The organism is Streptomyces sp. NPDC047982, from assembly GCF_043204165.1.
GTDB lineage: Bacteria > Actinomycetota > Actinomycetes > Streptomycetales > Streptomycetaceae > Streptomyces.
The window spans coordinates 147,318-163,040 of the sequence record NZ_JBIDBS010000003.1; the positions used below are offsets into that span (position 1 = coordinate 147,318).

At 72.4% G+C, this 15,723-nt stretch carries 12 protein-coding genes; 7 read left to right on the top strand and 5 right to left on the bottom strand.

Annotated features, from left to right (window positions below; genetic code table 11):
* The first annotated feature begins 73 nt into the window (after positions 1-73).
* Together ACGF2V_RS04385 and ACGF2V_RS04390 are read left to right on the top strand one after the other, a co-directional pair.
* Positions 74-3,373, top strand: a complete 3,300-nt coding sequence (locus tag ACGF2V_RS04385) for a right-handed parallel beta-helix repeat-containing protein (RefSeq protein ID WP_362705706.1) — start codon at positions 74-76, stop codon at positions 3,371-3,373.
* A 274-nt stretch (positions 3,374-3,647) separates the two neighbouring features.
* Complete coding sequence (locus ACGF2V_RS04390) at positions 3,648-4,574, top strand: PaaX family transcriptional regulator C-terminal domain-containing protein (RefSeq protein ID WP_389045211.1); 927 nt, start codon at positions 3,648-3,650, stop codon at positions 4,572-4,574.
* Here ACGF2V_RS04390 and ACGF2V_RS04395 read toward each other — a convergent pair.
* Complete coding sequence (locus tag ACGF2V_RS04395) at positions 4,546-5,322, bottom strand: VOC family protein (protein WP_362617858.1); 777 nt, start codon at positions 5,320-5,322, stop codon at positions 4,546-4,548. The genes ACGF2V_RS04390 and ACGF2V_RS04395 overlap by 29 nt on opposite strands.
* Positions 5,323-5,560: 238 nt before the next feature.
* On the opposite strand from ACGF2V_RS04395, the gene ACGF2V_RS04400 reads away from it, so the two are divergent.
* Positions 5,561-6,388, top strand: a complete 828-nt coding sequence (locus tag ACGF2V_RS04400) for a sulfurtransferase (RefSeq protein ID WP_362705678.1) — start codon at positions 5,561-5,563, stop codon at positions 6,386-6,388.
* Positions 6,389-6,584: 196 nt separating this feature from the next.
* Here the strand turns inward: ACGF2V_RS04400 and sepH are convergent, their stop codons facing one another.
* Positions 6,585-7,628, bottom strand: coding sequence for a septation protein SepH (gene sepH / locus ACGF2V_RS04405; RefSeq protein WP_362617854.1), 1,044 nt, complete (start codon positions 7,626-7,628; stop codon positions 6,585-6,587).
* Positions 7,629-8,126: 498 nt separating this feature from the next.
* Here sepH and ACGF2V_RS04410 point away from each other — a divergent pair, with 498 nt between their 5' ends.
* On the top strand, positions 8,127-9,182 hold the full coding sequence (locus ACGF2V_RS04410; RefSeq protein ID WP_362617851.1) for a hypothetical protein: 1,056 nt from the start codon (positions 8,127-8,129) through the stop codon (positions 9,180-9,182).
* A 195-nt stretch (positions 9,183-9,377) separates the two neighbouring features.
* On the opposite strand, the gene ACGF2V_RS04415 is transcribed toward ACGF2V_RS04410, so the two are convergent.
* The gene (locus ACGF2V_RS04415; RefSeq protein ID WP_362617849.1) at positions 9,378-10,700 is read right to left on the bottom strand and encodes a D-arabinono-1,4-lactone oxidase; all 1,323 of its coding nucleotides are present in this window, start codon (positions 10,698-10,700) and stop codon (positions 9,378-9,380) included.
* Positions 10,657-11,904, bottom strand: coding sequence for an MFS transporter (locus ACGF2V_RS04420; RefSeq protein WP_362617845.1), 1,248 nt, complete (start codon positions 11,902-11,904; stop codon positions 10,657-10,659). Before ACGF2V_RS04420 ends, ACGF2V_RS04415 begins: the two co-directional genes overlap by 44 nt.
* A gap of 292 nt (positions 11,905-12,196) precedes the next feature.
* Here ACGF2V_RS04420 and ACGF2V_RS04425 point away from each other — a divergent pair, with 292 nt between their 5' ends.
* A complete protein-coding gene (locus ACGF2V_RS04425) occupies positions 12,197-13,324 on the top strand; it encodes a ferrochelatase (RefSeq protein ID WP_362705675.1) in 1,128 nt (375 codons plus the stop codon).
* 117 nt (positions 13,325-13,441) lie between these two features.
* A complete protein-coding gene (locus ACGF2V_RS04430) occupies positions 13,442-14,260 on the top strand; it encodes an inositol monophosphatase family protein (protein ID WP_362705672.1) in 819 nt (272 codons plus the stop codon).
* Positions 14,261-14,504: 244 nt separating this feature from the next.
* Here the strand turns inward: ACGF2V_RS04430 and ACGF2V_RS04435 are convergent, their stop codons facing one another.
* Positions 14,505-14,678 carry a hypothetical protein gene (locus ACGF2V_RS04435; RefSeq protein ID WP_362617834.1) on the bottom strand — a complete coding sequence of 58 codons (174 nt, stop codon included), beginning with the start codon at positions 14,676-14,678 and terminating at the stop codon, positions 14,505-14,507.
* A gap of 390 nt (positions 14,679-15,068) precedes the next feature.
* Between ACGF2V_RS04435 and ACGF2V_RS04440 the strand changes: the two genes are divergently transcribed.
* A complete protein-coding gene (locus tag ACGF2V_RS04440; protein WP_362617831.1) occupies positions 15,069-15,722 on the top strand; it encodes a response regulator transcription factor in 654 nt (217 codons plus the stop codon).
* Position 15,723 lies beyond the last annotated feature (1 nt).

A 15,723-nucleotide genomic window follows, 5' to 3' on the forward strand; every position in this document is an offset into this window, starting at 1 on the left:
CCCTACATGCCGCGCGCCTCCGCCCCGTTACCTACGGCGCAGGGGTCCGGGAGGTCAGAACGTGTCACGTCAGATGCTCACCGTCGCCGCAGACGGGACGGGCGACCACCGCACCGTCGGGGAGGCCGTCGCACGGGCCCGTGCCGGAGCGGTCGTCAGGATCGCTCCAGGACGGTACGAGGAGAGCGTGACGATCTCGGCCGCGATCACCCTGACCGCTGCCGAGGGCGAGGGGACCGTGGAGCTGGCGCCGCGGCGCGGAACGGCGCTGACGCTCACCAGGGACGCGGTGATGGTCAGGGACCTCGTGCTGCGCGGGCACGACGATGAACTGCCCGTGGTCGACGCGCCGCGCGGGCAGCTCGCGATGGACCGGTGCGACATCCACGGTTCGGCCTGGTCGGCGCTCTTCGCGCGGGACGGCGGGTCGCTGGCGCTGCGGCAGTGCCGGATCAGCAACCCGGTGGGCGCCGGTGTGGTGTCCACGTCCTCGGCCGAGAGCTTCCTCGAGAACTGCGTCGTCGAACACCTCGGGACTTCGGCCCTGGTGGCCGGTGAACGGGGCAGGATCACCGCGCGCTTCAGCCGGCTCAGGGACACCAAGGGCAACGGTGTCCTCGCCAACGGGCAGGCACACGTCCTCCTGGAGGAATGCGCGATATCGGCGACCGGCAAGCCGGGCGTCGCCGTCGAGGAGGAGAGTTCGGTCAGGATGGTGCGCGGCACGGTCCGCAAGGCCGTCGTCGGCGTGTTCGTGAACAGCGCCGGACTGGTCGTCCTGGAGGACGTCGCGGTCAGCGATGCCACCGGGCACGGATTCGTTCTGGGCGGCGGCAGTTCACCGACGCTGACCCGGTGCGGCACCGAACGGACCGGCGGGCACGGCCTGTTGGTGACCGAGCGCAGCCGCGGCACGTTCGAGGAGTGCGTGTTCGCCACCGCCGAGGAACCCGCCGTGCGGGTCACCGGCTTCTCCTCACCGGTGCTGACGGACACCGTCGTCCGTGACTCCAAGGGCATCGGTGTGCTGCTCGACGAGGATTCGGCCGCCGAGTTCAACCGTCTTGAGGTGCGCGACAGCGCCGGATCCGGAATCGTGATCCGCAGCGGCGCCAACCCGCTGCTGCTGCGGGCCACGGTCACCGGGGCAGGCGCACACGGGGTGGAGGTCGTCAAGGACGGCAGGGGGCGGCTGGAGGAGAGCGTCGTCGAGCGGTCGGGCGACTCGGCGGTCCATGTCTCGGGCCACGGCAACCTGTTCGTGGGCAAGGGCCGGCTGCGCAACTCCGCCGGGGCCGGAATCCACATCGGCGCGCTGGGCGCGCTCACGCTGCGGGACACCGCGGTGGAGGAGTCCGGTGGCGCGGGCGTCCACATCGCGGCCGAGGGCGAACTGGCGGCCGTGCGTGCCGTGCTGACGGATGCCGCCGAGCACGGCGTACTGGTGTCCGCGGGCGCCCGTGCCTCTCTCAACGGCTGCGAGGTGACCGGTTCGGGCGCCGACGGCATCCGGGTGGAAGGCACCGACGCCGTGTCGGTTACCGGCTGCACCGCCCGCGCCAACCGGGGCAGCGGATTGCGCCAGACGGTGCCCGGTGACCGGCTCGCCGTCGAGGGACTGGTCAGTGCGGACAACGGTGCCCCGGACGCCTGGGGCACCGCGCAGGACGCCGGAGCGGCGGGCGACGGGCGGCTGCCCGGCGGAGCGGCCCCGGCGCCCGACACCCGGTCCGGTACGGGCCCGGTCGCCGAGCTGGAGTCGCTGATCGGCCTGGACGAGGTCAAACAGCAGGTGCTGACGCTGATCAACCTCAACCGGATGGCGCAGCGCAGGGCGAGCATCGGCATGCCCGCGCCGCCGATGAGCCGCCACCTGGTCTTCGCGGGCCCGCCCGGCACCGGCAAGACCACCGTCGCCCGGCTGTACGGCTCCATCCTCGCCTCGCTCGGCGTGCTGCGCTCCGGGCACCTGGTGGAGGTGTCGCGTGCCGACCTGGTGGCGCAGATCATCGGCGGAACGGCCATCAAGACCACCGAGGCCTTCAACAGGGCGCTGGGCGGGGTGCTCTTCGTCGACGAGGCGTACACCCTGCTCTCCGACGGCGGCGGCAGCGGCGCCGACTTCGGCCGCGAGGCGATCGACACCCTGGTGAAGCTGATGGAGGACCACCGCGAGGACGTGGTGGTGGTGGCGGCCGGTTACCCGAAGGAGATGACGGACTTCCTGGCGTCCAACCCGGGTCTCGCCTCACGTTTCACCCGCAGCGTCGAGTTCAGCGACTACACCTCGGACGAGCTGGTCACGATCGTGGAGCGGATGTGCACCGGCCACCACTACGAGCTGGATCCGGCGGCGCGGGCGGCACTGCTCACCCGCTTCGAGCGGATCCCCCGCGACGCGGGCTTCGGCAACGGCCGTACCGCCCGCAAGGTCTTCGAGGAGATGGTGGACCGGCAGGCGTCCCGGCTGGCCGCCCTGCCGGACGCCGGCGAGCGGGAGCTGGCCGTGCTGACCGCGGAGGACGTGGGCGTCCCGGCGGGCGGTGCGCAGGGGGACGGGCAGGGCGGCGAGGATCCGCTGCTGCGGCTGGACGCCCTGGTGGGCCTCGCGGCCGTCAAGCGCGAGGTGGGCAACCTGGTCAATCTGCTCGCCACCGCGCGCCGGAGGAAGGAGGCCGGGCTGCCCGCGCCGCGGATCAGCAACCATCTGGTCTTCGCGGGCCCGCCCGGCACGGGCAAGACGACGGTGGCGCGGCTCTACGGCGAACTGCTGGCCTCCCTGGGCGTACTTCCCCGCGGCCAGCTCGTCGAGGTCTCACGCGCGGACCTGGTGGGCCGCTATGTCGGACACACCGCGCAGCTGACCCGAGAGGTGTTCGAACGGGCTCTGGGAGGCGTCCTGTTCATCGACGAGGCGTACACCCTGACGCCTCGCTCGGGAGCCGGTTCGTCGGACTTCGGCCAGGAGGCGGTGGAGACGCTGCTGAAGCTGATGGAGGACCACCGTGACGAGGTGGTGGTCATCGTGGCCGGGTACACCGCGGAGATGAACCGGTTCCTGGGCTCCAATCCGGGCCTGGACTCACGCTTCGCGCGGCGTATCGAGTTCCCCGACTACTCCTCGGACGAACTGGTCACCATCGTCCGCATGCACGCGGCCGAGAACGGCTACGAGTGCGCACCCGGCACGGCCAGCGCCCTGCGGAACCACTTCGACGGCATCCCCAGGGAGGAGACGTTCGGCAACGCCCGGCTGGCCCGGCAGACCCTGGAGCGGATGATGACCCATCAGGCGGGACGGCTGAGCACCGTCGCGGTACCGAGCCTGGACGACCTGCGGCTGCTCCTCCCCGAGGACCTCTCCCCGCGCTGAGGTCGAGCGAGGCCGGCCGGCGCAGCGCCCGCGGGGAGGCTTCGGCCGGTGCGGGCGGGCAGGAGGGCGGCGGGGCGCCGGCACCCGCCCGTGGGCGAATGCGCCGCGCCGCGTGCCGACCAGTGTGCGGGCGAGGCCGGTCACGAGGGGCTGCGTCGACGCCACCACCAGCGCAGGAGGACCAGTGCGCATGCCCGCGGCGCGCTGTCGCCGGGCACACTGCCCGTGACCTCCGTCCGAGACGCCCGGTCGGTGTGGTGCGCGGCTGCTTAGGATGACGCCTGTGAACACGGTGAGCGCGCGAGAGTCCGGGTCCGGACCGGCCCCGCTGGGCAAGGTGCGGCCCAGGCAGCTGATCGTGACCGTCTACGGGCTGTACGCGCGCGACACCGACGGCTGGATGTCGGTGGCCTCGCTGATCCAGCTCCTCGCCGACCTCGATGTCGAGGCGCCGACGGTACGCTCCTGCGTCTCCCGGCTGAAGCGGGCCGGACTGCTGGAGGCCCAATCGGTGTCCGGAGCGGCCGGGTACCGGATCTCGCCCGAGACCGAACGGATGCTGCGCGACGGCGATCCGCGCATCTTCGCGGCCCGGCGGACCACCGTGGACGAGGGCTGGGTACTGGTCGTCTTCTCGGTGCCCGAGTCCGAGCGCGCGAGGCGGCACACCCTGCGGACCCAGCTCACCCGGCTCGGCTTCGGGTCCGTGTCCGCCGGAGTGTGGATCGCTCCGGGGCATGTGCGCAACGAGGCGGAGTCCATGCTCGCCAGGCACGGACTGCGCTCCTACGCCGACCTCTTCCGGGCCGACTACCTGTCGGCCGGCGGCGGTCACGCCGACGAACTCGCCGCGAAGGTCCGCTCCTGGTGGGACACCGACCGGCTGCAGCGGCTGTATGTCGATTTCCTCGCCGCGCACCGTCCGGTGGCCGAGCGGATCGCGAACGGTGCCCCGGTGACGGACCGCCAGGCGTTCACGACGTACATCGGGGTCCTCACCGACTGGCGCCGCCTCGTCTACCTCGATCCCGGCGTCGCGCGTGAACTGCTGCCCGGGCAATGGAGCGGAACCCACGCCCGGCAGCTCTTCGACGAGATGCACGCCCGGCTGGCCGGACCCGCCCATCGGCATGTGGAACGGGTCCGGGCACGCCGACACCCCGCCGGAGGGCTCAGCGAACGTCCGAGCGGACGATCGTGAAGGCCGCGCCTTCCGGGTCCGACACGGTCGCCACCCGGCCGCTCGTCCCCTCCCGGGGCGGCTGCAGAATGTATCCACCGAGCTCCACCACACGACGGGCAGCCTCGTCGGTGTCGGCGACTTCGAAGTACGTCATCCAGTGCGGGCCCCGGTCGCGCGGCAGCGCGTGGCCGACGCCGTGCAGCGAGGCGACCGGTCGGCCCTCCAGACGCAGGGTCTGGTAATCGAAGTCGGTCGAGACGGCTGCCTCCGCCTCGTAGCCGAAAACGGTCTGGTAGAACTTGCAGACCGTCGAGGTCTCACGGGTCAGCAACTCGTTCCAGACCGGGGTGCCGTGGGCGCCGGAGAGCGCCGTGCCGAGATGCGCGGCGGCCTGCCAGATCCCGAAGACCGCGCCTGCGGGATCGGCGGCGATGGCGAGCCGTCCAGCCTCGCCCGCGTCGAGCGGGCCGACGGCGACGGTGCCGCCGCAGGAACGGATCAGCTCCGCCGTGGCATCGGCGTCGTCGGTGGCCAGATACGTCGTCCAGGCCACGGGCAGGGGGCGCTCGGACCGCAGCTGCCCGATGCCCGCGATCACTTTCCCGCCGATCGACGCACGGACATACGGACCCAGATGATCCGGTCCGGGCGCGAACTCCCAGCCGAACAGAGCGGCGTAGAAATCCTCCGTGGTGCTCAAACCGTGCACGATCAGACTCACCCAGCAAGGTGTTCCGGGTGTGCGCCGGGCGGGAGCCTCGGTCATCGTCACTCTCTCCTCGGACCATCGTGGTGGCCGTACGGGGGAAGGGGGCCGGTGTGCCGTGGTGCGGCACGGGTGGTGCGCGCCCCGTGCAGATGCTCGCACCACCCGGCGCACTACACGGACCGGCCGCGCCGCACCTTCCGGGATCTCGGAAGAGAGGCCGGAAACATGCGGTACGTCCGGTTCGGTGGTGTGACGGTGTTACGGGTGGGGCCGCTCCCGCGCGAGGATGGCTCCTATGAAGCCCATCATCACCGCACCCGAATGCGCGACCGAACTCGCGGGGCCACGCCCGCCGGTGCTCCTGGACGTACGTTGGCGGCAGGGCGGCCCGCACGGCCGCCCGGACTACGAGGCCGGCCACATCCCGGGCGCGGTCTTCATCGACCTGGACGCGGACCTCGCAGGTCCGGCGGGCAGCGGTGGACGCCATCCCCTGCCCGACCCCGAGGAGTTCGGCGCGACCATGCGCCGGGCCGGTGTCCGCGCGGACACCCCGGTGGTCGTGTACGACGGCGGCCACGGCTGGGCGGCGGCCCGCGCCTGGTGGCTGCTGCGCTGGACCGGGCACGAGGACGTCCGGGTGCTGGACGGCGGCCTCGCGGCCTGGGAGGGGAAGCTCGACACGCAGATCCCGACGCCTGCCGAGGGCGACTTCGAGCCGGTGCCCGGCGCCCTGCCGCTGCTGGACGCCGACGGGGCGGCGGCGCTGGCCCGGTCGGGGCTGCTGCTCGACGCGCGGGCCGCCGAACGCTACCGGGGCGAGGTGGAACCGATCGACCGGGTGGCCGGTCACATCCCGGGCGCCGTCTCGGCCCCGACCACCGAGAACGTGGAGAAGGACGGCAGGTTCCTGCCCGCCCCCTCGCTGGCGGCCCGCTTCGCCGAACTCGGCGCCGACCGGGCGTCCGAGGTCGGTGTCTACTGCGGCTCGGGCGTCTCGGGCGCCCATGAGGTGCTGGCCCTGGCCATCGCCGGGATTCCGGCGGCGCTCTACGCGGGCTCCTGGTCCGAGTGGACCGCCGACGAGACCCGCCCGGTCGCCACGGGGCCCGACCCCCGGTGACGGGAGACACGCCGGCCTGAGCGGCGCGCGCGGCCGGGGCGCGGTCCGGCCGCGCGCTGCTCCCGCGCCGGGCGCCTCTTCCGGGGCACGCGCTTCTTTCGGCGTGCACGGTTCTCTCGTGCCGCGCACGCACAACACGGCACGAGGGCCCGCACGCTGTGGCGTACGGGCCCTCGTCATGCTGTGGTCGCCCCGTTCAGTCCTGCTTTTTCCGGCGTGTACCGAAGACGATCTCGTCCCAGCTCGGCACCGCGGCCCGGCGGCCCGGCCGGACGCCGTCCGCCTCGGCCTGGCGGTCCGTGGTCCCGATCAGCCGGTCGCGGTGTCCGGCCACCGCCCGGGGCATCAGCACATCCGCGTAGGCGGAACCGGCACCCGCGGAGGCGGCCGCCGCGGGCGGCTCGTCGGCCTCCGGTTCCTCCGCGACCGGATCCGGGACGGAGGGCTCGGGTCGGTCCGGGACGACCATGTCGCCGCGGAAGCTCGGAACCGCCTCCAGCAGGCTGGTCAGCGAGTCGCGTTCGCCGGCCGAGATGCCGCCCACGTGCTCCTCGGGGTCTGGCACGGGGGCGGGGACCGACGGGCGCTCCATCGGACGGTCCAGCGGCCGGTCGCGCGGCAGCCGGGCGATCCGGGGCACGAACGGGAAGGTCGGCTCGGGCGCGGCGTCGTCGGTCTCGCCGATCAGTGAACGCGCCTCGTCGTCCACGGCCTGGACCAGCCGACGCGGCGCGTCGTATGCCCAGCTCGCCGAGTGGGGTTCGCCCGCGACACGGTAGACCAGCAGGACCTCCCAGGTGCCGTCGTCCCGGCGCCACGAGTCCCACTGGACGGTCTCCTTGTCGGCGCCGCGCAGCCGCAGCCGCTCCTTCACCGCCTCGCCGAGCAGGGGACCGGTGTTCTCGCCGGGACGGCGCACGGGGGTCTTCCGGGCGCGCTCGGCCATGAAGGCGCGCTCAGCGAGGACGGGGCCCTCGAAGCGGCGGACACGGTCGACCGGGATCCCCGCGAACTGGGCGACCTCCTCGGCGGAGGCGCCGGCCCGTATCCGCGCCTGGATGTCGCGCGGCCGGAGGTGGCTCTCCACCTCGATCTCGATCTGGCCCAGCCGCGCACGGTCGTTGCGCACGGCGGCTCTCAGCCGCTCGTCGATCGGAAGCGTGTACTCCGTGTTGTCCGCAGCCTTGAGCACCAGTCGTGTGCCGTCGTTGGAGACGGCCACGACACGCAGTTCGGGCATGGGGACCTCCCGGGTGGTGCCTGCCGACGTCACGTGCGTCGCTGCTTCCGCTAGTCGAGTGTGGCCTGCCCGGGTGCAGCCTGCCACAACATTGCCGTGTTGCCCGGTGTGTCGAGCGTGAGCCCTTGACCGCCGGTATGACACGGTAACCCATTGTGCTACATGAAGTGACTTCTGGTCACATCATGTAGCCGGTCCCCGTGCGATGCCGCGGTGCCGCCGGTTCGAGCGCCTCCTCGCGGCCCCCTTCCCGAAGATCCCGGACACCCGTTCGGGAATCCGGCCCAGGGCTCGTCACAGTACTCCATTCGGGCCACGTGAGTGGACCGCCGCGCCGTCGAAGTTGTCGCCGGGTGCGGCGGTTGAGCTACCCAGCCGGGCCTCGTTTGCCCCTCGCCCGTGTCCTGCTTCACAGAATCTCCCGAAGCGGAACTAATCACTTCGCTCAGGTGTCTTCTTCTGGTGCATGGTGGGAGAGATGTCAATCAAGGGCTGGAAATGGTGCAGAAGCCGGAAAGTGGCACGGATCCCAAGGAAAAGCGAATAGATCTGAGCCTGCCGCAGGTGGCGGGCAGTGCCGTGGCGGCGGTCGCGGCGGCGGTGGCGGCTTCCCAGCTGGGCGTCTACGGAACGATCCTGGGTGCCGGAGTGATGAGCGTCGTCGCCACGTGCGGCGGTTCGATCTTCCAGCACTTCTTCCGCCGCACCGGAGAGCAGATCCGCGAGGCCACGGGCCAGGCGAAACACCAGGGCCGGGAGGCGGCGGGGCGGAACCGGGGAGCGGGCGACGCGCGAACCACACCGAGGCGCCGGCGCTCCTCGCCGGACCCGGGCCCCGCCGGAGCCGAGGACGCCACGACGATGCTTCCCGCCGCGGATGCCACGACCGTGCTGCGCGCCGTGGGCGCCGGTCAGGACCACACCCGGCCGACCGGGCCGTTCGACGCCACCCGGCCGCTCGACACGCCTCCTCCGTTCGACGAGACCCGGCCGCTCGCGGCGGTCCGGCGTCCGGGCCGGAACGGGGCGCTCGACGAGGAGTTCTCCGAGGCCACCACGCACGGCACCCGGTTCCGGGGCTGGAAGCGCTCCGCGGCCGGGGCGGCCGTGGTCTTCGCCGTGGCCATGGCCGGGATCACCACGTACGAACTGGTCTCGGGGAACGACCTGAGCGGTGGCCGGGGCACGACCGTCGGCTCCGTCGTGCGAGGCGGCGAACGGGACTCCGGGACGAAGGACCCCGCGCCGTCGACCAGCACCGGCCCGGACCGGGACCGGACGCCCGGGCAGGAGAGCGGCGAGGCCCCCGGCACCGCCCCGACCGGCGGACAGAGCCGGAACCCCGACTCCGGTCAGGACGGCCGTGCCCCGGCCGATCCGGAGCCCAGCCCCACGCGGCCCGGCGGCAGCGGCGACGTGACCGATCCCTCCCCGGCGGCCACACCCGTCCCGTCGGCCCCTGGTGACGGCGGCGTCGCCCCGGAGCCCCCGGGCGCCGGGGACGCCCCGGCGCAGGGCGGACAGGCCACCACCGGCGCGGACACCGGCCGATGAGAACCGGCGGGGACGGGAAACGGCGACGTGGCCGGTCCGTCTTCGTCGGTCCTCACCGGATCCGCGACGGAGGCAAAGGGTGCCGGGAGGGGGCACTGGTGCCGCATCAGGGAAACGTTCACGAGGAATCACCACCGCGGACGACACCGCGCTCGCAGGCGAACCACCCGCCAGCCGCGTCCCAACCTCACGGCACTAGTCGCCCAGCACCCGGCGCAGATAGGCGTTGCCGAACAGCCGGTCCGGGTCGAGCCGGTCGCGTACGGCGGTGAACTCGCCGAAGCGCGGGTAGACCTCGGCGAAGTACTCGGCGTCGCGCGTGTTGATCTTGCCCCAGTGCGGGCGGCCGGCATGGGCGGTCATGATCCTCTCGACCGCCGTGAAGTACGCCTGGTAGGGCGTGCCCCGGTACATGTGGACGGCGATGTACACGCTGTCCCGGCCCGAGGCCGTGGAGAGCGCGATGTCGTCGGCGGGGGCGGTACGGACCTCCACCGGAAAGCTGATCCGCAGCGGCGAGCGCTCGACCATCGCCCTGACCTCGCGCAGCGTCTCCACGGCGGCCTCGCGCGGCACGGCGTACTCCATCTCCACGAAGCGCACCCGGCGCGGACTGGTGAAGACCTTGTAAGGAATGTCGGTGTACGTACGGGCCGACAGCGCGCGGCTGGAGACCCTGGCGATCGACGGGATCGTCGCGGGGAACGCCCGGCCGACCGCACAGGCCGCCTGGAAGATCCCGTTGGAGAGGAACTCGTCCTCGATCCAGCCGCTGACCTTCCCGGGCGGAGCGGCGGGGCCCGCGCTGCGATTGTTGCGCTTGGTGTTGCAGTTGGCGGTGTGCGGGAACCAGTAGAACTCGAAGTGCTCGTTCTCCGCGACCAGTTGGTCGAAGTCGGTCATGACCCGGTCGAAGCTCATCGGCTCCTCACGGGCCGTCAGCAGGAAGACCGGCTCCACGGCGAAGGTGATCGCCGTGACGACGCCCAGCGCGCCGAGCCCGATCCGGGCGACGGCGAAGATGTCGGCATTCTCCTTCTCCGAACAGGTCAGCACCCGGCCGTCGGCAGTGACCAGTTCGAGGGCGCGGATCTGCGCGGATATGGACCCCGAGTCGCGGCCGGTGCCGTGGGTGCCCGTCGACGTGGCCCCGGCGACCGTCTGCTTCATGATGTCGCCCATGTTGGTGAGCGACAGGCCCTCCCGCGCCAGCACGGTGTTGAGCCGCTCCAGCGTCGTTCCGGCCCCGACGGTCACCGTCATGGCCTCGCGGTCGATCTCCCGGATGCCGCCGAGCAGGTCGGGGCGGATCAGCAGGCCGTCGGTGGCCGCCACCGACGTGAAGGAGTGCCCGGAGCCGACGGGCTTCACCCGCAGGCCGTTCTCGGAGGCCCGGCGCAGGGCCTCGGCCAGTTCGGGTACGGAGGCGGGCGTCACGGCCCGTTCGGGACGTGCCGTGACGTTCCCTGCCCAGTTACGCCACGCGCTCGTCGTCGTCCGTGCGCCGGTTGCGGTCATGTTCCCCACGCCCTCCCGTAGCAGCCGGCCCGCTGAGCCGGCGGTACCCCAGGAACGCCACCGCGGCCGCGAGCGCTCCCGCCACGGCGGGCACCGCGTACCCCGCCTCGGCCCCCGAGGCGTCGACCACCCAGCCGGCGGCCGAGGAGCCGAGTGCCACGCCGACGGCGAGCCCGGTGCTGGTCCAGGTCATGCCCTCGGTCAGTGCGGTGCGCGGTACGTGCTGTTCGACAAGGGCCATGGTGGTGACCATCGTCGGTGCGATGGCGAGGCCCGCGACAAAGAGCGCCACGGCCAGGAACGGCAGGCTCCCGGCCAGTTGGAGGGGGATCATACTCACGGCCATCGCGCACACTCCCAGCAGCCACCGGTTGGACGGCTTCCCGCTGAGCCGCAGCAGGCCGAAGACGGCCCCGGCCACGCAGGACCCCAGGGCGTAGACGGCCAGGACCAGACTCGCCGCAGCCTTGTGCCCCTGCTCCTCGGCGAAGGCCACCGTCACCACGTCGATCGCTCCGAAGATCGCCCCGGTCGCCACGAACGTCACCACGAGCACCTGGAGGCCCCGGGAGCGCATCGCGGAGCCGACGGTGTGCTGCTCGCGCGGATGCGGGACCGGTTCGGTGGCACGCTGCGCGGTCAGCCAGAACACGCCGACCAGCAGGAAGACGGCCGCGAGCAGCGGGCCCGCCTCCGGGAACCAGGACGTGGACAGGCCGATCGAGATGATCGGCCCGAAGATGAAGCACACCTCGTCGACGATCGACTCCCACGAGTACGCGGTGTGCAGCCGTTGCGGCGAACCGCGGTAGATCTCCGCCCAGCGGGCCCGGATCATCGAGCCCACGCTGGGCACACAGCCGGCACCCGCCGCGAAGACGAAGAGCGTCCAGTCCGCCAGCCGCTGCTGCGCGCAGACCAGGAGGCCGGCCACCGCCGCGAGGGCGACGAGGGTGGCGGGCCGCAGCACCCGGCGCTGGCCGTGCCGGTCCACGAGTCGGGAGATCTGCGGCCCGATCACCGCCGCCGACATCGCCAGCGTCGCGGAGAGTGCTCCGGCGAGCCCGTAGCGGCCGGTGAGCTGGGAAACCATGGTCACCACGCCGATGCCCATCATGGACAGCGGCATCCGGCCGAGGAATCCGGCCGCCGAGAACCCCTTGGAGCCGGGGGCGGCGAATATCGCGCGGTAGGGACTGGGCAAGGAAGGCTCCGGAGCGACGTGATCGAACGTGCATGTGACGAACGTGACGGTTACGCCTGAATACGGCCGGTACAGCTTATGGGCGGGCCGCCGGACGCGAAGGGGGCGGGTGCCGGGACGGACCGGGACGGGCAGCGGCCCCGTGGCGGGCACCGGGGACGGGGACCGGGCCCGGTGGCGGGCGAGTGGGCCGGGTCGGCGTCGCGGAGTCGGCGGTCGGTGGGACGTCGGTGAAAGCCCCGGTGGGATGTCGGTGGAAGCACCGTCCGGGGCGAGTGGCAGGATCGTCGGCATGTCCGATCCGTGTGACCCCGCTCCCTACGACGCCCTGCTGCTGCTCTCCTTCGGTGGTCCCGAAGGCCCGGACGACGTGCTCCCGTTCCTGGCGAACGTGACCCGCGGCCGCGGCATCCCCGAGGAGCGGCTGAAGGAGGTCGGCAGGCACTACTTCCTGTTCGGCGGCGTCAGCCCGATCAACGCCCAGAACAGAGCACTGCTGGACGCCCTGCGCGAGGACTTCGCGGAGCATGGTGTGGACCTGCCGGTGTACTGGGGCAACCGCAACTGGGCGCCGTACCTCACCGACACCCTGCGCGAGATGGTCGCGGACGGCCGCCGCCGCATCGCCGTCCTCGCCACCAGCGCCTACGCCTCCTACTCCGGCTGCCGGCAGTACCGCGAGAACCTCGCGGAGTCGCTGGCCGCGCTGGAGGCCGAGGGGCTGCCGGTGCCCCGCGTCGACAAGCTGCGGCACTACTTCAACCACCCCGGGTTCGTGCGGCCCATGGTGGACGGCGTCCTCGCCTCCCTGGCCGACCTGCCCGAGGAGGTACGGGCCGGGGCGCACCTCGCGTTCACCACGCACTCCATCCCCGTCTCCGCCGCCGACACCTCAGGCCCCGTCGAAGGGCACGGCGACGGCGGCGCCTACGTCGCCGCCCATCTCGACATCGCCCGCCTGATCGTCGACGCGGTGCGCGACGAGACCGGCATCGAACACCCCTGGCGGCTCGTCTACCAGTCCCGCAGCGGCGCCCCGCACATCCCGTGGCTGGAACCCGACATCTGCGACCACCTGGAGAGCCTGCACGGCGAGGGCGTCCCCGCCGTGGTCATGGCCCCCATCGGTTTCGTCTCGGACCACATGGAGGTCCTGTACGACCTCGATACGGAGGCCACCGCGAAGGCGGCCGAACTCGGACTCCCGGTCCGCAGGTCCGCGACCGTGGGCGCCGACCCGCGGTTCGCGGCGGCCGTGCGCGAACTGCTTCTGGAGCGCGCCGCGACCGAGCGGGGGTGCGCTCCGGAACGCTGCGCGCTCGGCGCGCTCGGCCCGAGCCATGACCTGTGCCCGGTCGGGTGCTGCCCGGCCCGGGCGCCCAGGCCCGCCGCCGCGGGCGCCGACAGCCCGTACGCCTGAGCCGGCCGGGGCGCCTGACGGCGGCACCGCCGCCCCTGCGCCCCCGCCCCGGTCGAGGGCCCTTCGTGGCTCTCGTCGCCCGTGCAACCGCCGTAGCCCGCCGACACCTGGAGCGCTGTGACCGACCCGAACCCGTCCGAACTGCTTGACCTCGCCCTGGAGACCGCCCGTCGCGCCGGTGAGCTGCTGCGCGACGGCCGCCCGGCCGATCTGGGCGTGGCCGCGACCAAGTCCAGCCCGATCGACGTCGTCACCGAGATGGACATCGCCGCCGAGAAGCTGATCACCGGCCTTCTCGCCGAACGCCGCCCCCGGGACGGCTTCCTCGGCGAGGAGGGCGCCAGCACGCCGGGCAGCAGCGGCATCCGCTGGGTCATCGACCCGCTCGACGGCACGGTGAACTACCTGTACGGCCTGCCCACCTGGGCCGTCTCCATCGCCGCCGAACGGGACGGCGAGCGGATCGTGGGCGTCGTGGAGGCCCCGATGCGCCGGGAGACGTACTGGGCCGTGCTCGGCGCTGGCGCGTACGCCCGTGGCGGGGCGTACGGCGAGAGCACCGCTCTGCGCTGCCGGCCCGCGCCACCGCTCGACCAGGCTCTCGTCTCGACCGGTTTCAACTACGTCGGCCACGTCCGCGCGCACCAGGCCGAGGTGGCCCGGAAGCTGATCCCGCGGCTGCGCGACATCCGGCGCGGCGGCTCGGCGGCCGTGGACCTGTGCGACGTGGCGGCGGGCCGCCTCGACGGCTACTACGAGCGCGGGCTGCACCCCTGGGACCTGGCGGCCGGCGACCTCATCGTCCGCGAGGCGGGGGCGTACACCGGGGGCCGTCCCGGGCGGCCCGCCGACGGAGACCTGACCGTCGCCGCGACGCCGGGCGTCTTCGAACCGCTGCAGGCCCTCCTGGAGGAGTACGGCGCCTGGCACGACTAGGGCGTCGAAAGTCCCGTCCGGCCCGCGACGCCTGGCACGGCGCCTCGCCACGTCGTCGGGATCGTCCACGTACGCCCGGTACGAGGACGACCCTCCGCCTTGCGATGCACCGCACCGGACGCCGGTCACGGCACTACGGCGCCGTCGCCCGGCCGAGGAGGCCGGAGAGGGCCCGCAGGGATCCCGGAGCGGCAGAAGGGCCCCGGGCCACCAGAACGGTGATCCGGGGCCCTCCGACGACGGTTCAGACGCCAGTGGTGCCGATCTTGACGCCGTGCTCGGCGGCGAGGCGGTGCAGGTCGTCCAGTTCGCCCTGCTCGACATCCGCGAGGAAGTCGTCGCCCGTCTCGCGAGCCCTTGTGAGGTCGGATTCGGTCCTCCTGATCCGCTGGAGCAGACCTGCGGTGAAAGCGTCCATAATGCGCCCCCTCATCCTGTGTCGGTGGCACGGGGGTGTGCCCGGGGTTTCCCTCCGCACGGTGGCGGTAGGGCGGTGATCACGCGCTCTCCGGGGACGGAGTGGCCTGCGGAACGCCACATCGGAGGCGTGATCTCGGGTGTGAATGCGTCCTCCCCGGCGCGAACCTCACAGAAACCTCAACTGGCCCGGAAATCCGGGGGATTCCTTGAGGGTCCGGGCAGGTGAGCGCCGTCTTACCGCCGGTTTATGCGCGTTGCGGGCAGGATGGAGCAGCGCATCACCGTATCGATGAGCGGCCCCCATTACGGACCGTATGTGCATCGACACGTTCTGCGTTTTCGACGTGATGAAGTCTGATCGTGAATTCTCTGAGGAAGGACAAGCGCCGTGCGCGTACTCGTCGTGGAGGACGAGCAGCTGCTCGCCGATGCGGTGGCCACCGGATTGCGCCGAGAGGCCATGGCCGTCGATGTCGTGTACGACGGGGCGGCGGCCGTGGAGCGTGTCGAGGTCAACGACTACGACGTCGTGGTGCTGGACCGGGACCTCCCCCTGGTGCACGGTGACGACGTCTGCCGCCGGGTCGTCGAGCTGGGCGTTCCCACGCGGGTGCTCATGCTCACCGCGTCAGGGGACGTCAGCGACCGGGTGGAGGGGTTGGAGCTGGGCGCCGACGACTACCTGCCCAAGCCGTTCGCGTTCAGCGAGCTCACCGCCCGTGTGAGGGCGCTGGGGCGGCGTACGACGGTGGCGCTGCCGCCCGTGCTGGAGCGCGCGGGCATCAAGCTGGACCCCAACCGCCGGGAGGTGTTCCGGGGCGAGACCGAGATCCAGCTCGCGCCGAAGGAGTTCGCCGTGCTGGAGGTCCTGATGCGCAGTGAGGGCGCGGTCGTCTCGGCCGAGCAGTTGCTGGAGAAGGCGTGGGACGAGAACACCGACCCGTTCACCAACGTCGTCCGGGTGACCGTCATGACGCTGCGCCGCAAGCTCGGCGAGCCGCCGGTGATCGTGACCGTGCCCGGCTCCGGCTACCGGATCTGAG